Origin of the sequence: Cellulomonas sp. RIT-PI-Y (assembly GCF_025642745.1) — a bacterium.
Classification (GTDB): Bacteria; Actinomycetota; Actinomycetes; order Actinomycetales; family Cellulomonadaceae; genus Cellulomonas.
Genome location: NZ_JANZKP010000015.1, coordinates 1 through 18,025, shown reverse-complemented (window position 1 = coordinate 18,025; position 18,025 = coordinate 1). Strand labels below are relative to the sequence as shown.

The 18,025-nt window shown below is 72.8% G+C and carries 16 protein-coding genes; 7 read left to right on the top strand and 9 right to left on the bottom strand.

What is annotated here, in order from left to right; translation table 11 throughout:
- Positions 1-27: 27 nt before the first annotated feature.
- Both OGL89_RS06885 and OGL89_RS06880 read right to left on the bottom strand, forming a co-directional pair.
- Positions 28-1,290, bottom strand: coding sequence for an extracellular solute-binding protein (locus OGL89_RS06885; protein WP_263119173.1), 1,263 nt, complete (start codon positions 1,288-1,290; stop codon positions 28-30).
- Positions 1,291-1,605: 315 nt separating this feature from the next.
- On the bottom strand, positions 1,606-2,109 hold the full coding sequence (locus OGL89_RS06880) for a DUF2505 domain-containing protein (protein ID WP_263119172.1): 504 nt from the start codon (positions 2,107-2,109) through the stop codon (positions 1,606-1,608).
- A 97-nt stretch (positions 2,110-2,206) separates the two neighbouring features.
- Between OGL89_RS06880 and OGL89_RS06875 the strand changes: the two genes are divergently transcribed.
- Entirely contained in the window at positions 2,207-3,694 is a 1,488-nt protein-coding gene (locus tag OGL89_RS06875) for a PAS domain-containing sensor histidine kinase (protein ID WP_263119171.1), read from the top strand.
- 727 nt (positions 3,695-4,421) lie between these two features.
- On the opposite strand, the gene OGL89_RS06870 is transcribed toward OGL89_RS06875, so the two are convergent.
- Positions 4,422-4,670, bottom strand: a complete 249-nt coding sequence (locus tag OGL89_RS06870; protein WP_169166161.1) for a WhiB family transcriptional regulator — start codon at positions 4,668-4,670, stop codon at positions 4,422-4,424.
- 389 nt (positions 4,671-5,059) lie between these two features.
- On the opposite strand from OGL89_RS06870, the gene OGL89_RS06865 reads away from it, so the two are divergent.
- Complete coding sequence (locus OGL89_RS06865) at positions 5,060-5,479, top strand: hypothetical protein (protein WP_263119170.1); 420 nt, start codon at positions 5,060-5,062, stop codon at positions 5,477-5,479.
- Positions 5,480-5,652: 173 nt separating this feature from the next.
- On the opposite strand, the gene OGL89_RS06860 is transcribed toward OGL89_RS06865, so the two are convergent.
- The 4 genes from OGL89_RS06860 to OGL89_RS06845 all read right to left on the bottom strand — a co-directional run bounded on the left by OGL89_RS06860 (position 5,653) and on the right by OGL89_RS06845 (position 11,171).
- On the bottom strand, positions 5,653-8,322 hold the full coding sequence (locus OGL89_RS06860) for an FtsX-like permease family protein (protein ID WP_263119169.1): 2,670 nt from the start codon (positions 8,320-8,322) through the stop codon (positions 5,653-5,655).
- Positions 8,322-9,101 carry an ABC transporter ATP-binding protein gene (locus OGL89_RS06855; RefSeq protein WP_263119168.1) on the bottom strand — a complete coding sequence of 260 codons (780 nt, stop codon included), beginning with the start codon at positions 9,099-9,101 and terminating at the stop codon, positions 8,322-8,324. The genes OGL89_RS06860 and OGL89_RS06855 overlap by 1 nt, the downstream gene beginning before the upstream one ends.
- Before the next feature lie 107 nt (positions 9,102-9,208).
- On the bottom strand, positions 9,209-9,922 hold the full coding sequence (locus OGL89_RS06850; protein WP_263119167.1) for a response regulator transcription factor: 714 nt from the start codon (positions 9,920-9,922) through the stop codon (positions 9,209-9,211).
- A 10-nt stretch (positions 9,923-9,932) separates the two neighbouring features.
- A complete protein-coding gene (locus OGL89_RS06845) occupies positions 9,933-11,171 on the bottom strand; it encodes a sensor histidine kinase (RefSeq protein ID WP_263119166.1) in 1,239 nt (412 codons plus the stop codon).
- A 153-nt stretch (positions 11,172-11,324) separates the two neighbouring features.
- On the opposite strand from OGL89_RS06845, the gene OGL89_RS06840 reads away from it, so the two are divergent.
- Entirely contained in the window at positions 11,325-12,017 is a 693-nt protein-coding gene (locus OGL89_RS06840; RefSeq protein ID WP_263119165.1) for a response regulator transcription factor, read from the top strand.
- Between the two features lie 3 nt (positions 12,018-12,020).
- Entirely contained in the window at positions 12,021-13,337 is a 1,317-nt protein-coding gene (locus OGL89_RS06835; protein ID WP_263119164.1) for an ATP-binding protein, read from the top strand.
- Here the strand turns inward: OGL89_RS06835 and OGL89_RS06830 are convergent.
- On the bottom strand, positions 13,334-13,942 hold the full coding sequence (locus tag OGL89_RS06830) for a GtrA family protein (RefSeq protein ID WP_263119163.1): 609 nt from the start codon (positions 13,940-13,942) through the stop codon (positions 13,334-13,336). The two genes, OGL89_RS06835 and OGL89_RS06830, sit on opposite strands and share 4 nt — an antisense overlap.
- Before the next feature lie 81 nt (positions 13,943-14,023).
- Between OGL89_RS06830 and OGL89_RS06825 the strand changes: the two genes are divergently transcribed.
- The 3 genes from OGL89_RS06825 (at position 14,024) to OGL89_RS06815 (ending at position 16,987) form a co-directional block, all read left to right on the top strand.
- The gene (locus tag OGL89_RS06825) at positions 14,024-15,169 is read left to right on the top strand and encodes a 5-(carboxyamino)imidazole ribonucleotide synthase (protein WP_263119162.1); all 1,146 of its coding nucleotides are present in this window, start codon (positions 14,024-14,026) and stop codon (positions 15,167-15,169) included.
- Positions 15,170-15,192: 23 nt separating this feature from the next.
- Positions 15,193-15,714 carry a 5-(carboxyamino)imidazole ribonucleotide mutase gene (gene purE / locus OGL89_RS06820; protein WP_263119223.1) on the top strand — a complete coding sequence of 174 codons (522 nt, stop codon included), beginning with the start codon at positions 15,193-15,195 and terminating at the stop codon, positions 15,712-15,714.
- A gap of 73 nt (positions 15,715-15,787) precedes the next feature.
- Positions 15,788-16,987, top strand: coding sequence for an acyltransferase (locus OGL89_RS06815; RefSeq protein ID WP_263119161.1), 1,200 nt, complete (start codon positions 15,788-15,790; stop codon positions 16,985-16,987).
- A gap of 63 nt (positions 16,988-17,050) precedes the next feature.
- Here OGL89_RS06815 and OGL89_RS06810 read toward each other — a convergent pair.
- Positions 17,051-18,025 (bottom strand): LCP family protein (locus OGL89_RS06810; RefSeq protein ID WP_263119160.1); only part of this gene is annotated, 975 nt, incomplete at its 5' end.

The window sequence follows — 18,025 nt, the reverse complement described above, 5'->3', positions numbered from 1 at the left end:
GACGAGCCGCTCCGCGAGGGGCGAGGATCAGCCCAGCGCGTTCACCGCGTCCTCGAACTGCTTCCAGGAGGAGTCCGCGTCGTCGGTCTTGTCGACGGTCACCCGGGCGATGGCGTCGGCCATCGCGGAGTTGATCGCGAAGTAGTTCGGGCCCTTGTAGGGGTTCACCGAGATCCGGTCGGCCTGCTCGGCGAAGATCTCACCGATCGGGGCGTCGTTGAAGAACTCGTTGGTGATGCCGGCGAGCTCCTCGGACTTCTGCGCCTCGACCTGGCTCGGGTAGTTGCCCGTGGTCTGGAACGCCTTGATCTGCTGCTCCGGGGCGGTCAGCCAGTCGGCCAGCGCCTGGGCCTCCTCCGGGTGTTCGGACTGCGCCGGGACGGTCAGGAAGGAACCGCCCCAGTTGCCGCCGCCGCCGGGGAAGACGTTGGCGATGTCCCAGCCCTCGACACCGTCCGCGTTGCCCTCGATCACGCCGAGCATCCAGGACGGCGCCAGCATCACGGCGAAGCCGTTGTTCTGGAACGCTGCGACCCAGTCCTCGGACCACTGGCTCAGACCGGCGGACAGCTCCGCGTGGTCCAGGACGCCCTGGTAGATGTCCTTCACCTCGGGGTTGTCCAGCGCGATGATCTCGTTGGTGTCGGGGTCCTCGTAGGACTCCTCGACCTGGTTGATCTGGCCCTGGTAGATGGTCGACGAGGCGTCGTAGAACGGCACGCCGGTGCCGGCCGCCATGAACTGGTCGCCCACGTCGTAGAAGTCGTCCCAGGTGGAGCTGTCGCCGCCGAAGAGCTCCGCGACCGAGGCCGGGTCGCTGGGCAGGCCGGCCGCCTCGAACAGGTCGGCGCGGTAGGCGATGGCCTCCGGGCCGATGTCGGTGCCGTAGCCGAGCAGCTTGCCGTCCGGGGTGGTGGCCTGGGCGGTCTTCCAGTCCTGCCAGCGACCCTCGACGCTGTCCGAGGTCAGGTCGGTGAACTGGTCCTCGTACTGCATGATCTCGGGCATCCAGTCGACCTCGACGCCGGCGACGTCCGCCAGGCCGGAACCGGAGGCCATCCCGGTGTTGAACTTCTCCCGGGCCTCGTCCGAGGTCGCGGCCTTGTCGTGCACGACCGTGATGTCGGGGTTGAGTTCCATGTACTCGTCGAGCAGGTCGTCGTAGCCCCACTCGTTGAAGGTGGAGACGGTGAGCGTGATCTTCCCGTCGCTGCTCTCGCTGTCACCCGAGCCGCCGGAGGAGCAGGCGGTGGCGAGCAGGGCGACGGAGGTGGCTCCGGCGATGGCCATCCAGGTGGTTCTCGTGCTTCGGCGCACTGGGGACTCCCTTGTCGATCGAACGGCGTCATCGCCGTTGAGTAACGACGCCCGAGGGGGGCGTCGATGCCGGTCGTGGAAGCGTTCCCAAGGAGGGTGCGGGAGCGTTCCCACGGCGTGCGGCCGACTCTCGTCCGAATCGTGGGACAGTGTCAAGCGGCTGCCGCGGCAACGGGGTGATGGAAGCGATCCCACGGTGCGAAACCACTGGTCAGAGCGTCGAAGCCCCGGCCTGTGTTACGGAATCGTTATGCCTCGGCTGTGCAGTCGGCCGTCGCCTCGGGCGGCTCAGGCCTCGGTCGTGCGGACGTACTCGCGGGCCACGGCCTCCTCGGCCTCCAGCGCGGACCGGACCGCCTTCGCGGCGGCCTCCTCCACCAAGGCGCCGAACAGCGGGACGTTCGCCTTGAGGTCGCCGTCGTAGACCACCCGGGAGGACTCGCCGCCCGGGATCAGGGCCACCGTGCCGGTCAGCCGGACCGGAGCGCCGGCGATCTCCACCGCCACCGTCCCGCGCCGGCCGCCGTCCGGCCCCGCGGCCTCCCATGCCTCGGCCTGCCGCACCTCCAGCCGGTCGCCGATGAACGCGCGGGCCTGCGGCGGGATCAGGTCGGTCGGCAGTGACCGCCGGGTCGTGACGGTGAACGCGCCGCCGTCGCCCGGGGTCACGTCCACGTGCAGCACCTCGCCGCCGCCCGCCGCGACTTTGGCCCGGACGTACACCGGATCGGCCAGCATCCGGCCGGCGGACAGCGCATCGGTGTCGAGGGCGAGCGGGACCTGCAGGTGCACGGCGAAGGCTCCTTCGGGACGTTCGGGGTGGGGACGACTCTAGCCCGGGACCCGGACGCGTCGCCCGGCGTTCAGCGACGCCGCCTACCCTGGACCGGTGTCAACCCTCAGCGAACTCGTGCAGCGCCACAGCGACCTCGATGCGGCCGACCTGGAATGGCTGCACCTGCTGGTCGGCGACTGGCAGGTCATCTCCGACCTGGCCTTCGCGGACCTGGTGCTGTGGCTGCCCACCCGGGACGGCGACTTCGTGGCGATCGCCCAGTGCCGTCCGTCCACCGGCGCCACCGTGCACTACGACGACGTCGTGGGCTCGCACCCGCCGGAGGGCCAGCGCGGTCAGCTCCGGCAGTCCTTGTCCGAGATGCGCGCCCAGCGCTCCCGCGAACCGCGCTGGTTCGGCTCCTACGCGGTGCGCGAGGAGGCGGTGCCGGTGGTCCGGGACGGCCGCGCCGTCGCGGTGATCGCCCGGCAGACCAACCTCGGCGGTGTCCGGACCCCGAGCCGCCTGGAGCTGAACTACGTCGAGGCGGCCGACGACCTGATGGGCATGATCGCCCGCGGCGAGTTCCCGCTGCCGGACGCCGCCACCGGTCCCCGGCGTGGCGCCCCCCGGGTCGGCGACGGCCTGATCCGGCTGAACTCCGAGGGGGAGGTGCTGTACGCCAGCCCGAACGCCCTCAGCTGCTTCCACCGCCTCGGCGCCATGGACGACCTGGTCGGCCGCTCCCTGGTCGAGGTGGTCGCCGATCTGATCGAGCAGCAGCACTCCCAGGTCGACGAGTCGATGCCGCTGGTCCTCACCGGGCGCGCGCCCTGGCGCACCGACATCGAGGCGCACGGCGTGGCGCTCTCCCTGCGCGCGGTCCCGCTGTCCGAGGGCAAGGAGCGGATCGGTGCCGTCCTGCTCTGCCGCGACGTCTCCGAGCTGCGCCGTCGGGAGCGGGAGCTCATCACCAAGGACGCCACCATCCGGGAGATCCACCACCGGGTGAAGAACAACCTGCAGACCGTGGCCGCTCTGCTCCGCCTGCAGGCCCGCCGGATGGACGTGCCGGAGGCCCGCGCCGCGCTCGAGGAGGCGATGCGCCGGGTCGCCACCATCGCCCTGGTGCACGAGACCCTCTCCCAGACCCTGGACGAGACCGTCCAGTTCGACGATCTGGTCGGTCGCAGCCTGCGTCTGGCGGCCGACGTCGCCTCCGCCGGCGCCAGCGTCCGCACCGTCGTGCAGGGCTCGTTCGGCGCGGTCTCGGCCGAGGACGCCACCGCACTCGCGCTGGTGCTCACCGAACTGGTCACCAACGCGGTCGAGCACGGCCTGGCCGGACGCGACTCCGGCACCGTCGAGATCAGCGCCGACCGCCAGGACGACGAGCTCACCGTCACGGTCTCCGACGACGGCGCCGGCATCCCCGCCGACGCCGGTGCCGGCACGGGTCTGGGCACCACCATCGTCTCGACCCTGGTCACCAACGAGCTGCGCGGCTCCATCGACTGGGCCCCGCGCACGGGCGGAGGCACGCAGGTCCTGCTGCGCGCACACCTGCGAGCACCGGGGCGCGAGGCGAACACGGTCGCCTGACCGTCGGGGAGCGGGAACCGCCTGGGTGCGGGATCCGACCGGTTGCGCGGCGAACACCGTCCGGTGGGGCGGGCGCGTGGGCGGTGCCCGGGGAGAGTCGCTCCCTACGCGCCGTCGGTGACCCCTACGCGCCGTCGGTACCTCCTGCTCGGCTCCGGTCCCCCTGCGCGGCGTCGGCCCCCCCAACTTCGGTCCCCCCGCGACTTCGGTACATCTGCGACCACTTCGGTCTCCGAGGTGCCGATCTCACGACCGAGGTACCGAATTCGCGGCGCACCTCGCTGCCCGGCCCTGGTTCCGAGGGTCTCCGGGGGCGGGCGACGGGGCTGCCCGTCGCCGAGGTCGGCGGTTGCGTCCTATGGGACGGCGGTGAAGTGCCGACCTCAGGGTGAAGGGCCGACCTCGGGCTGGCCGCCGTGCGGGCTCGCCCCGCAGGTGCGGTCACCACCGGCCGACGCGCGGCGACTCCAGGTGGGGACGCCGTCCGGCCGTTCGACGCCTGTGCGTCCCGGTGGCAGACGCTCCCAAGCGACGTCGGCTCTCCGCGACATCGGTACATCGGTGGCCACTTCGGTCCCCGGGGTACCGACCTCACGACCGATGTACCGATCTCGCGGCGTGCTCCGTTACCCGGCGGAACACCGTGCCGCCTCGGGGGTCAACGCGCGATGCCCGCCACCCCGGAAGGAGTGGCGGGCATCGCGGGTCCGCGTGGAGGGCGGAAGTCTCAGCTGGCGCGGCGCTGGCGGGCGGTGCGGCGCTTCAGCGCGCGACGCTCGTCCTCGGACAGGCCGCCCCAGACGCCGGCGTCCTGACCGGACTCCAGCGCCCACTTGAGGCAGGTGTCGACGACGTCACACCGGCGGCAGACAGCCTTCGCCTCTTCGATCTGCAGAAGGGCCGGGCCGGTGTTCCCGATCGGGAAGAACAGCTCCGGGTCCTCGGTCAGACACGCAGCCTCGTGGCGCCAATCCATCTCGAACACTCCTCAGCACACAGGGGGGAGCCGCCTCGTGGGGGGTGGGGCGGCTGGCGCGAACGGACACGACCGACTCACGACACATTTCGTGGGGGGACGTGAGCGTCGGCGCTCGGGATCACTGCTGCCTCAAGGGTCACACGGCGGACTCGCAGCGCACAAGGGGTTACGCGGAGGTTTCTGGCGCGTAACCGTTGAGGCGTCGGTCACAGCTGTGTGAGTCCAGAACGCCTGGTGTGCACGGTACCCCGGTCTGCCGCGCCGACACCAATCCCGGCCCCGAGATGTCCGGCTGCTGGGACCAGGGTCCCGGACCCGCACTCTGACCGGCGCGGTCAGCGGGCTCTCACCCGGGACCACCGTCCCGCTCGGCGTAGGGTCGGGCCGTGACCGATCGTCCCGATGACCGTGCCATCACCGCCCCCGCCGCTCGACCCACTGCCGTCGTCGTGCTGTGCGGCCTGCTCGTCCTGGAGGTCGCGGCCCTGGTGGTGGCGGCCGTCGCCTCGGTCGTGACGGTGGTGCGGGGGAGCGATCTGCCCGGTCCGCTGGTGTTCATGGCGGTGGTCGCGGTGGGGATCGGCCTGCTGCTGGTCGCGGCGCTCCGGGCCGTGTGGCGGGGTGGTCAGCGCTGGGCCCGGTCGCCGGTGATGTTCTGGCAGGTGCTGCTGATCGTGCTGTCGCTCGGCTGGATGGGCGTCGAGGCGAGTCTCTGGACCGTGCTCGTGCTGCTGGTCGCGGCGGTGTCCGCGGTGACGCTGGTGCTCAAGCCGACGGTCGCCTGGACGCTGCCCGCCACGCACTGACCGGTCAGTGCAGGGAAACCCGGCGATCGGCAGCCCGGGTCGTGCTTCGCGCACGACGATGCGCCCGGATCGCCCTCGGGCGTGAGGACGCGCGCCGATCGCGCCGCCCCTGCCACGACGCCCCGGACGGACTTGTGTCCGTCCGGGGCGTCGTGGGCCCGTGACCTCCTGGCTCAGGCCTCGGCCAGTGCCGCCACCGGGGGAGTGCGGGCCGCCGACCGGGCCGGGATCACCGAGGCGAGCACCCCGGCGGCCAGCGCGATCGCCAGCACCAGGCCCAGGTCGGACCACGGCACCGCGAGGGTGACCGGACCGACCACGGACAGCACGGACGCGACCCCGGCCCAGCCGTAGAGCAGGCCCAGCAGGATCCCGGTCACCGCGCCGACCCCGGCGATCAGCACGCCCTCGATCGCCAGGGATGCCCGTAGCTGGCGCCGGGTCAGGCCGAGCGCCCGCAGGGTGGCCGACTCGCGCCGACGCTCGAGCACGGACAGCGAGAGCGTGTTGGTGACGCCGACCAGGGCGATCACGACCGCTACGGCCAGCAGGCCGATCACCACCGCGAGCACGGTGTCGATCGCCCGCTGGTACCCGGCCCGCTCCACCGCGGCGCCGGTGACCGGGAGTGCGTCGTTCAGGAACAGCGACTGGATGTCCTGGACCGCCGCCCCGGAGTCGTTGACGTCGGCGAGCTTGACCCAGGCGACCGCGGGGTCGGTACCGAACCCGAGTGCGTCGGCGGTCGCGGGGGTGATGAGCACGTTCCAGCCGTCCAGCTCGGCGGTACGCACGGTGCGCTCGACCACCTCGCCGTCCAGCGTCAGCTTGACCGTGTCCCCGGCGGAGATTCCGTCGACGGAGGCCATCGCCGTCGGCATCACCACCGCGTCGTCCGCGACGGCGGTGATCACGGCGTCGTTCCGCAGCAGGGTCGCCGCCTGCTCGGTGGAGATCACCAGCGACTGAGTGGAGGAGCCGCCGACCTCGATGTCCTGGGACACCAGTCCCGCGACGGACTCGACCCCGGGCAGCTCGTCCAGCTGTTCCACCGCACCGGCGGGCAGCGCGGCGTAGGACGCGTCGCCCTGTGCGTCCACGGTGGTCGCGCCGCCGACCGCCACGTCGACCGGGTAGCGGCTGTCCAACTCGTGATTGAGGGTGGACCGGGCACTGACCGCGCCGGTGCTCATCATCGCGACCAGGGTGACGCCGATCAGCAGCGCGGTGCTGGTGGCGGCGGTGCGGGCCGGGTTGCGACCGGTGTTCGCGGTGGCGAGCCGGGCGGGCATGCCGAACCGTCCGGCCAGGGCACCGACCCCGGCGACCACGCGGGGCATCCAGAACGTGGCGCTGACCAGCAGTCCGACGAAGGAGGCGGCACCGCCGAGCAGGGACAGCCCCAGCCCGGCGATCTGGCCGGCGTGGACCACGATGGCCACCCCGCCGGCCAACAGCGCCGCGCCGCCGACGATCAGCAGCAGCGAGAGGACCAGGCGGACCCGGCCGGCCGTGCTGCGGGCGGCGGGGGCGTCGACCGGACGCAGCGCTGCGATCGGCGCCACCCGGGTGGCGACCCGGGCCGGGGTGAGGGCGGCCACGACCGTGACCAGCACGCCCACCACCAGCGGCACCAGGACGCTCACCGCGGTGACCTGCACGGAGTGCGGCACCGGGAACGGCAGATCCGTGCGACCGAGCACCCACAGGGTGACCTGGACCAGCCCGGTGCCGACCGCCAGCCCGGCGACCGAGGACACCAGGCCGAGGATCGCCGCCTCCAGCAGCACCGATCCGCGGATCTGTCCGCGCACCGCACCGACGCAGCGCAGCAGGGCCAGGGTGCGGGTGCGCTGGGCGACCAGCACCTGGAAGGTGTTGGCGATCACCAGCCCGGCGACCAGCAGCGCGATCGCCGCGAAGGAGAGCACCACCGCGGTGACCGGACCGAGGCCGCCGTCACCGCCCAGGGACTGCTCCGCGGCCTCCTGGCGGGTGAAGACCCCGGCCGGGGCGGAGGTGTCCGCCGGATCCCCGGTGCTGAGGATCGAGGTCAGCTCGGTGCGGACGGTGGCCGGGTCGGCGCCGTCCCGCAGCGCGACGGTGAGCCAGTAGGTGGCGGAGGCCGCGAGCACGGGCACTCCGTCCTCGGTGCTGTCCGTGGCGCTCGCCCAGACCAGGGTGTCGTGCAGGGTGGCCTCGGCCGCACCGCCGACCGACGCCCATGCGGAGTGGGGGTCGTCGGTGAGGCCGACCACGGTGGCCTCGGCCTGCCGGGCGACGCTGATCACCTCGCTGTCGTCGGTGGTGGAGTCCTCGCCGGTCGCGCCGGCGGTGGGGACGGCCTCGGCGTCGGTCGTGCGGGTGTCCGCGGCGGCCCAGCCGTAGTAGTCGACGGTCACCGTGTCCCCGACGTCCAGGCCGAGCCGTTCCGCCGTGTCGGTCGGCAGCGTGACCTCGCCGTCCCGGGTGGGGAACGCGCCGTCGGTGAGCTCCTGGCTCTGCAGCTGCGAGGAGCTGGACACCGGGATGACGGTCTGGTTGACCGAGGCGTCCCCGGAGCTGAACGTGACCCCGTAGGCCTGCACCTGCGGGTCGACGGCCGCGACGCCGGGCAGCGCGCGCAACGCGGACAGCTGCTCGTCGGTGAGGCTGGAGTCGGAGCGCGCGACCAGGTCGGCCTGCCCGAAGGAGGCGGTGATCGAATCGGTGCTGATCGAGCTGATCGCGCTGCCGGCCAGCAGGGTGGCGGCGACGAACGCGGTGCCGATCAGCACGGCGATCCCGGCCGCGGCCAGACGGCCGATGCTGCGGCGCATCTGCGCCAGGGTGAGCCGGAACATCAGGCCTCCACCGCCGGGCTGGTGGTCTCCAGCTGACGCAGGGCGTCCAGGCCGGTCAGGACCGCCTCGGGGGTCGGGTCCTGGATGTCGCCCGCGATCCGTCCGTCCGCCAGCAGGACGACCCGGTCGGCGTAGGCGGCGGCGGCCGGGTCGTGGGTGACCATGATGATGGTGCGGCCCAGCTCGCGGACCGACCGGCGCAGGAAGGACAGCACCTCCGCGCCGGAGCGGGAGTCCAGGTTGCCGGTCGGCTCGTCGGCGAAGACCACCTCGGGCTTGGCGATCAGCGCCCGGGCGATCGCGACCCGCTGCTGCTGGCCGCCGGAGAGCTCGGAGGGGCGGTGGCTGAGTCGCTCGCCCAGACCCAGGGTCGCGACCAGGGTGTCGAACCACGCCCGGTCCGGCGAGGCCCCGGCCAGCTCCAGCGGCAGCAGGATGTTCTGCTCGGCGGTGAACATCGGCAGCAGGTTGAAGGACTGGAAGACGAATCCGACCCGGTCGCGACGGAGGCGGGTCAGCGCGTCGTCGTTCAGGGTGGTGACGTCGGTCTCGCCCAGGTAGGCGGCGCCGGAGGTCGCGGCGTCCAGCCCAGCCAGCACGTGCATCAGCGTCGACTTGCCGGAGCCGGACGGGCCCATGATCGCGGTGAACCGGCCGGCGGAGAAGTCGACGTCCACCCCGGCCAGCGCGTGCACCTGGGCGGCGCCGGTGCCGTAGACCTTGGTCAGGGCCCGGGCCCGGACGGCGGATCGGGGATGCGGGTCGAGGGAAGTGTCCACGGGATGCTCCTGGTGCGAGACGTCGAACTGTCGTCTCTGACGCTACGGAGCGCGGCGATGCCGGTCGTCAGCCCGGAGGCCGGACCCGGTGTCATCCCGGGGTCTGATCAGCTGCCGGGGACGATCAGACCGGTCTCGTAGGCGACGACCACGGCCTGCACCCGGTCCCGGGCGCCGAGCTTGGCCAGCACCCGGCCGACATGCGTCTTGACGGTGGCCTCGGCCACGTAGAGCTCGGCGCCGATCTCGGTGTTGGACCGGCCGCGGGCCATCAGGACCAGCACCTCGCGCTCGCGGTCGGTGAGGCTGGCCAGCGCCTCCTGCGCGGCACCGGCCTCGGGCTGCTCGGCGGGCAGCGCGGTGACCAGGTGCTCCAGCAGGCGCCGGGTGGAGGACGGCGCGATCACCGCGTCCCCGGCGTGCACCGTGCGGATCGCCTGCAGCATGTCCTCCGGCGGCGCGTCCTTGAGCAGGAAGCCACTGGCCCCGGCCCGGATCGCGCTCATCACGTACTCGTCCAGGTCGAAGGTGGTCAGGACGATGATCTTGGGCGCCGGGTGCTCGGGTGTGGCCGCGTCGATGATCCGCGCGGTGGCGCTCAACCCGTCCATCAGCGGCATCCGGACGTCCATCAGGACCACGTCCACCGGGCCGAGGCTGCGCGACTGCGGCGTATCCGGGACCAGCGCCCGCACCGCCTGCTCACCGTCGCCCGCCTCCAGCACCACCTCGAGATCGGGCTGGGAGTCGATCACCAGCCGGAACCCGGCGCGCACCAGCTGCTGGTCGTCGACCAGGCCGACCCGAATCACGTCGCTCATGCCGGTCAGCCTAGGTGGCCGAGCCGGTCGGCAACGGCAGCTCCGCACGGACCCGGAACCCGCCACCCGGCCGGGGGCCGCTGCTGACGGTGCCGCCGAACATCGCCGCCCGCTCGCGCATGCCGAGCAGTCCGTGGCCCATGCCGTCGGAGTCCGCGCTGGCGCCGCGTCCGTCGTCGGCGATCTCCACCACCAACGAGCGCGGTCCCCATTGCACCAGCACGGTCACCGCGGGCGTGGGGCCGGCGTGCTTGAGCACGTTGGTCAGCGCCTCCTGGCAGATCCGGTAGACGGTCAGGCCCATGCCGGGCGGCAGTCGGCGGGCGGTGCCCATCCGGACCAGGGAGGCGCGGACGCCGCTGGCCCGGACCTGCTCGACCAACTGCTCCAGATCGTGCTCGGCGGGCTGCGGGGTGGACGGCGCCAGGGTCGAGACCGCCGGGATCGCGCCCGTGCGCGGCTCCGGCGCCTCGCGCAGCACCCCGAGCAGCCGGCGCATGTCGGCCAGGGCGGCGCGGCCGGTCTCGGCGATCGTGGTCAGGGAGCGCACCGCCGCGTCGGGGTCCGCGGCGGCGGCGTAGCGACCACCGTCGGCCTGCGCCACGACCACCGACAGCGAGTGCGCCACGATGTCGTGCATCTCGCGGGCGATCCGGGTGCGCTCGGCGGCCGCGGCGATGGTGGCCTGCTGGTCCCGCTCGACCTCCAGCCGCTCGGCACGGTCGCGCAGGGTGGTGATCAGTTCACGTCGCGAGCGCCGGGTCAGCGCGAAGGCCCAGGTGGAGATGCACAGCGCCATGCTGAAGCCGCCGACCAGGACCGTGACCCCGATCGCGGCCTCGACGGTGCCGTAGCCGTTGCCCATCGAGGTCAGCCCGAACATCACGCCGAGCAGCGCGCAGCCGACCACGGCCGAGATGATCGCGGTCCGGTGCGCCCAGGCCGGGCCGAAGATGGTCACCGAGTACAGCGCGATCAGGACGGCGAAGGTGCCGGGGAAGAACACCGGCCCGTTCACCGGGAGGCACAACACCCCGGCGACGAAGACCAGCACGACCGAGACCACCGGGCTGCGACGGCGCCAGCCGAGCGGCAGCCAGAGCCCCGCGGCCAGCAGCGCGTCCACCAGCCGCCCCTGCGTGCTCCAGCCGAGCGCCACCACGACGGGCGCGCTGAGGAACACCACCAACAGGTCGATGGCGAATCCGTGGCGCTCCTGCCACTGCGTCACGCGCTCCCACCAGCTCACGCGGATCAGGGTAGGCAGGAGACCGGATCGCGCGCGTGCACCCGTGGTCTGACCGCCTCCACGACCCCGGTCGGAGGCGGTTCACCGCGACTCGACCGAATCCATGCCCGATCTCGCCGTGTCCTCGACCGTTCCGTGACCTAACATGGCGCAATGACCCAGGTGCTGCTGGCTGAGGACGATCCCGCGATTGCCGAGCCTTTGGCGCGCGCGCTCGGCCGTGAAGGTTACGACGTGCGTGTGCAGGGCACCGGACAGGGTGCCATCGACCGGGCCTCCGAGGCCGATCTGGTGGTGCTCGACCTCGGGCTGCCGGACATGGACGGGCTCGACGTGGCCCGTGCCATCCGGAACCAGGGCCTGACCACCCCGGTGTTGGTGCTGACCGCCCGAGCGGACGAGGTCGACCTGGTGGTCGGCCTGGACGCGGGCGCCGACGACTACGTGACCAAGCCGTTCCGGTTGGCCGAGCTGCTCGCCCGGGTCCGGGCGCTGCTGCGCCGGACCGGGCAGGACCCGGCCGAGGAGGAAGAGCTGCGCGGTCAGGACGTCCGGGTGGACGTCGCCGCGCACCGGGCCTTCCAGGGGGAGCGCGAGCTGCACCTGACCGCCAAGGAGTTCGACCTGCTGCGGGTGCTGGTCGGCTCGGTCGGCACGGTGGTGGCCCGCGAGACCCTGATGCGCGAGGTCTGGGGCTCCGACCCGACCGGCTCCACCAAGACCCTGGACATGCACGTCTCCTGGCTGCGTCGCAAGCTGGGTGACGACGCCAGCTCGCCGCGCTACATCAGCACGGTGCGCGGGATGGGCTTCCGGTTCGAGACCGGAGAGGGTCAGCGGGGCTGATCTGTGCGTCGCCGTGTCCTCCAGGCCACCATCGCGGCCGTCACCGTGGCGGTGGTGCTGCTCGGCTTCCCGCTCGCGTTCATCGGCGCCCAGTACATCCGGGAGACCGAGGTCTCCCAGCTGCAGACCCGGGCCAGTGACGTCGCCCGGATGATCGACAACCGGCTGGCCGAGGGCACCCCGCTGTCCGACGCCATGCTCGAGCCCTACGTCGAACGGGACGGCACCCCGGTGTCGATCTACGTGGTGACCGAGGACGGTGCGCGGTTCCAGGCCGGCCCGGAGGTGCCGTCACGGCCGGAGACGGTCACCGAGACCTCGGCCAGCGGTGCCCGGGTCACCCTGTACGCCGAGTGGTGGGACCTGTTCCTGCTGAGCGGCCGGGTGGTGGGGCTGGTGGTGGCGGCCGCCCTGGTCGCCTTCGCGGCGGGCATCGCGACCGCGATCTGGCAGGCGAACCGCCTGGCCGCGCCGCTGGTCTACCTGGCCGCGTCCGCCGAGCAGCTCGGCTCGGGGCAGGTGCGTCCCCAGTTGGAGCCCTCGGGCGTGGAGGAGATCGACCTGGTGGCCGCCGAGCTCGCGCGGTCCGCGGACCGGATGGCGGGACGGCTGGCCGCGGAACGGCAGTTCGCCTCGGACGCCTCGCACCAGCTGCGCACACCGCTGACCGCGCTGTCCATGCGGCTGGAGGAGATCATGCTCGCCACCGACGACGAGGCGGTGCGCGAGGAGGCCCGGATCTCGCTGGAGCAGGTGGAGCGACTGGTCCGGGTGGTCGACGACCTGCTGACCAACTCCCGCCGGGCCCAGGGCGGCACCACCGAGGCGGTGCGGCTGCTGGACGTGGTGCACCAGCAGGAGGAGGAGTGGCGGCCCACCTTCGAGGCCGAGGGCCGCGAGCTGGTGATCGAGGTCGACCCCCGGGCGCAGGTGCTCGTCACGCCGGGCGGCCTGGCACAGGTGCTGGCCACCCTGATCGAGAACTCGCTGCGGCACGGCGGCGGCACCACCACGGTGCGCTCCCGGGAGGGCGCCTCCCGGGCTGTGGTCCTGGAGGTCGCCGACCAGGGCGAGGGCGTCGACGACGAGCTGGCGCCGCGGATCTTCGAACGCGAGGTCACCAGCGGGAAGGGCACCGGCCTCGGTCTCGCGCTGGCCCGGGACCTGGCTGCGGGGGACGGTGCCCGGCTGGAGCTGGCGCAGCGCCGACCGGCGGTCTTCGCCCTGTTCCTCACCGGTGTGCCCAAGGCGATGGACCCGGACGTGGTGCTGCCGCGCGGTTCGGTGATCTCCCCGCGGGCGGAACGCCGCCGGCGCTAGTCCGCGGTGGCCTGCCGGACGTCCTCGGTGACCTGGGCCGGGGTGATGCCGATGACCTCGACCACCTGCGGCTCGGCGGACTGCTGACCGATCTCGGCCAGCTGGGTCGGCAGCGTCGCGGTCCCGGTGAAGACGAAGGCCTTGTAGCCCAGGTAGCGGACGATGGTGCCGAGCACGATGCCGATGATGTTCGCGATGTTGTCCGACCACGGTCCGGACAGGCCCAGCACGTAGTGCGAGAACGCCAGAGCACCGACCGTGATCGCGATCCCGACCACGTTGATCGCGCCGAACAGGGCGAACTCGCGGCCCTGACGCGCGGAGCGCTGATCCGCGAACGTCCAGTACCGGCTGCCCAGCCAGGACACCAGGGTGGAGATCACCACGGCGACGATCCGGGCGGTGATCGGCTTCTCGCTGAACAGCGCGACCGGCCCGAAGCGCAGCAGGTTGTAGGTGCCCATGTCGACCACGAAGGCCACCGAGCCCACCGAACCGAACCGCGCCAGCTCCACCGCCCGGGCCCGCAGGGTGTCGTTCCACCGGTCCCGGAACGTCCGCGAGGTGCGCGGACCGTCGAGGAGGGTCGGTGAGCCGGAGGTCATCCGCCCACGGTATCCCGGGCTCCTGAGTGCGTGCTGAGCGAAGGTCCCGTGCCCGCCGGTCCGTCGACTAGGGTTCCGGTCGTGGCAGCTCCCGTGGTGGCAGTGGTCGGTGGTGGGCAACTCGCCCGCATGATGGCACCCGCGGCGACCGCGTTGGGCCTGCACCTGAGGGTGCTGGTCGAGGACGCGGTGTCGTCGGCGGCGCAGGTGGTGGTCGACGCGCCGGTGGGCGAGGCCGGCGACCCGGTGGCGGTGGAACGCCTCGTGTCCGGCGCCTCGGTGCTGACCTTCGAGCACGAGCACGTGCCGAACGAGCTGCTGGCCGAACTCGGCCGACGCGGAGTGCCGGTGCACCCGGGACCGGATGCCCTGGTGCACGCCCAGGACAAGATCGTGATGCGCACCCGGCTGTCCGCGCTCGGGGTCCCGTGCCCACGGTGGGCGGCGCTGGACTCCGCCGCGGACCTGGACCGGTTCCTGGACGGGGCGACCGGTGGACGCGCCGCGGTGGTCAAGACCGCCCGCGGCGGCTACGACGGCAAGGGCGTGCGGGTGGTGCGGGACGCCGACCAGGTGCGGGACTGGTTCGACGCCGCCGCGTCCGGGACCGGGGCGCCCCTGCTGGCCGAGGAGCTGGTGCCGTTCACCCGGGAGCTGGCCGTGCTGGTCGCCCGCACCCCCTCCGGGGAGGTCCGCACCTGGCCGGTCGTCGAGTCGGTGCAGCGCGACGGCGTGTGCGCGGAGGTGGTCGCCCCGGCCCCCGACCTGGATCCGGCCACCGCGGCCGAGGCGGAGCGGATCGGCCGTGCCGTCGCCGAGGGCCTGGGCGTGACCGGCGTGCTGGCGGTGGAGCTGTTCGAGCTGCCCGACGGCGGACTGCTGGTGAACGAGCTGGCCATGCGGCCGCACAACTCCGGGCACTGGACGATCGACGGAGCGGTGACCAGCCAGTTCGAGCAGCACCTGCGGGCGGTGCTGGACCTCCCGCTGGGGGGGACCGCCGCCCGTGCGCCGTGGACCGTGATGGTCAACGTGCTCGGCAGCAGCCGGGAGTCCCTGACCGACGCCCTGGCCCTGCTCGACCCGGAGGTCAAGATCCATCTGTACGGCAAGGCCGTCCGCCCGGGGCGCAAGCTCGGGCACGTGACGGTCACCGGCGACGACCTGGACAGCGTGCGGGCGCGGGCCCGTGCCGCGGCGGACCTCGTGAGGGGAGAGAACGCGTGACACAGCCATTGGTCGGCATCGTGATGGGGTCCGACTCGGACTGGCCGGTGATGGCGGACGCCGCACAGGCCCTGGCCGAGTTCGACGTCCCGGTGGAGGTCGACGTGGTCTCCGCGCACCGGCAGCCGGAGAAGATGGTCGACTACGGCCGGACCGCCGCGGCTCGCGGGCTGCGGGTGATCGTGGCCGGGGCCGGGGGAGCCGCGCACCTGCCCGGCATGCTGGCCGCCGTCACCCCGCTGCCGGTGATCGGCGTCCCGGTGCCGCTGGCCCGGCTGGACGGCCTGGACTCGCTGCTGTCGATCGTGCAGATGCCCGCCGGGGTCCCGGTGGCGACCGTGTCGATCGGCGGTGCGCGCAACGCGGGGCTGCTGGCCGCCCGGATCCTCGGGTCCGGCACCGACGACGTCGCCACCCGGGTCGCGGCCGCGATGGTCCGGTTCCAGGAGGACCTGCGGGCCCAGGCCGACGCCAAGGGCGAGAAGCTGCGCGCCCGGCACGGACAGGGCGGTGTGGGCCCGTCGATCGGGTTCGGCACGTTGTGAAGGTCCGGTTCGGATCGCGCTGAGGCCACGGTCTCGACGGGCGGTCCCGGAGCGGCCGACCTAGCGTCGCAGCGTGAGCGCACCGACCACGATCAGCAGCCCTGCCGTCCTGACGGGGAGCCTGCCCACCGTGCCGGCTCCCCGCGCGGAGCACGCCACGGCGCGGCCGGCCTCCCGGTTGGCCGCGCTGGACGGCCTGCGGTTCCTGGCCGCGCTCGGCGTGCTGCTCTACCACTTCACCGCGCGGGAGACCGACGCCTGGGGCCGCGACCTGGCCGAGGTCGCGCCCGCTCTGGCCCCGGTCGCGACCTACCTGTCCCTGGGCCCGGAGCTGTTCTTCGTGATCAGCGGGTTCGTCATCCTGATGACCGCGTGGGGTCGCTCGGTGCCGGACATCATCGGGTCCCGGATCGGGCGGCTGTACCCCGGGTACTGGGTGGCCGTGCTGGCCACCGGGTTCCTGCTGCTGGCCATCTGGCCCGGCAAGGAGATCACCGGTGGGCAGGTGCTGGTGAACCTGACCCTGCTGCAGTCGATGGTCGACGTCGGTCACGTGGACGGCGTGTACTGGACCCTCTGGGTCGAGCTGCGTTTCTACCTGCTGATCGCGGTGTTCGCGGCCTTCGGCATCACCCGCCGCCGGGTGCTGGCCTTCGCGGCGCTGTGGCCGCTGGCGGCGATGGGCGCCCGGGTGCTCGGCTGGTCGGACGGAGTGACCTGGCTGGTCGCGCCCTACGCCCCGCTGTTCGCCGCCGGGATGGCGCTCTACGTGATCCATCGGTGTGGTCACGCGGTCCTGCCGTGGCTGATCGTCGCCGGGAACGCCGTCCTCGTGCTGGCGGCCCTGGTCCCCGCCCGGATGGACTCGCTCGGCCGGAACTCGGTCGCCCCGCCGGTCGCCCTGGGACTCGCGCTCGCACTGCTGGCCTGTATCGCGCTGGTCGCGGTGGTGGCGCTCAGCCCGGTCAACCGGTGGACCTGGTCCGGCCTGACCGCCGCCGGTGCGCTGACCTACCCGCTGTACCTGCTGCACGAGTACTGGGGCCTGTACGTGATCCACCTGCTGCACGACCGCCTGCCGGTGTGGGCGGTGCTGGGCGCGGCCATCGCGCTGTCGCTGGTGCTGGCCTGGCTGGTGCACCGGTTCGTGGAGAAGCCGTTCGGGCCGCGCCTGCGGAGGGCGACCACCCGGGGCTGCGAGCGGCTGCGGGACGGGGCGGTGCAGGCGTGGCGCGGCGGCCGGCGGCTCGTGGGCGTGGGCTGGGCCGGCTGAGACCGCCGGGGCACATCGCGAGCGACCTGTCGACCGGACGGTCCTGGTCGCGTGGACCGCGACTCAGGTACCGGGTATCCCGCCGTACACCCCGGGTGCGAGCTCACCGTCCCGGATCTGGGCGAAGAACGTCGGTGTCGTGTCCGGGTCGAGGAGCACCGTGGAGCCCACTCCGCCGGGCCGGTAGTCCAGGCTCTTGATCGGCGGGGTGCCGGTGATGCCGCCCTCACCGCTGGCGGAACGGAAGGCGAGGGCGAGTTTGCCCATGTCGACGATGTCGGTGCCCTCGCTGGTGGTCAGGGCGCTGGTGCCCGCGTCGATCAGCGAGATCTGCCGGTTCGGGTTCAGCACCGTGCCCGGGGTCGCGACCGCCTGGGTGATCGCGCTGATCAGCTGGCGCTGGCGCTGGCCCCGGCCGATGTCGCCGGTCGGGTCGGAGTAGCGCATCCGGGCGAAGGCGAGTGCGGTCACACCGTCCACGGTCTTGCAGCCGGGGGCATCCCAGAACAGGCCGGAGTTGGTGTCCGCGACGGGGAAGGTCAGGACGGAGTCGTCGAGGCAGAGGTCGACGCCGCCGACCGCGTCGACGACGCCCTCGACCCCGGCGAAGCCGATCTCGACGTAGTGGTCGACGGTGAGGCCGGTGAGCTGCTCGACGGTCTGCACCAGCAGCGGTGCGCCGCCCCAGGAGAACGCGGCGTTCAGTTTGCCGGGGGAGTAGCCGGGGATGTCGACGTAGGTGTCCCGGGGCAGCGAGATCAGCGCGGGCGGACCGGAGTCGGGCACCTGCAGCAGCAGGATGGTGTCGGTCCGGGCGCCGACGGTCTGGGTGTCCTCGATCGCGCCGTCGGCGCGCGAATCCGATCCGGTCAGCAGGTAGGTCTCGCCGGGGGTGTTCGCGGCACCGGAGAGCGCGTCGACGTGCTGGATCTTGCCGTTGGCCCAGAAGCCGAGACCGATCGGCCAGGCGATCACCAGGACCAGCAGCAGGACGAGGACCAGGGCGATCCGGCGGCCGATGTGGCGGCGCTTGCGGGG

Coding starts and splice junctions, on each gene's coding strand:
- OGL89_RS06850 (WP_263119167.1), bottom strand. CDS start 9,922: ATGAGCGACGTGATTCGGGTCGGCCTGGTCGACGACCAGCAGCTGGTG.
- OGL89_RS06860 (WP_263119169.1), bottom strand. CDS start 8,322: ATGTTCCGGCTCACCCTGGCGCAGATGCGCCGCAGCATCGGCCGTCTG.
- OGL89_RS06885 (WP_263119173.1), bottom strand. CDS start 1,290: ATGGCCATCGCCGGAGCCACCTCCGTCGCCCTGCTCGCCACCGCCTGC.
- OGL89_RS06840 (WP_263119165.1), top strand. CDS start 11,325: ATGACCCAGGTGCTGCTGGCTGAGGACGATCCCGCGATTGCCGAGCCT.
- OGL89_RS06830 (WP_263119163.1), bottom strand. CDS start 13,942: ATGACCTCCGGCTCACCGACCCTCCTCGACGGTCCGCGCACCTCGCGG.
- OGL89_RS06870 (WP_169166161.1), bottom strand. CDS start 4,670: ATGGATTGGCGCCACGAGGCTGCGTGTCTGACCGAGGACCCGGAGCTG.
- purE (WP_263119223.1), top strand. CDS start 15,193: ATGGGGTCCGACTCGGACTGGCCGGTGATGGCGGACGCCGCACAGGCC.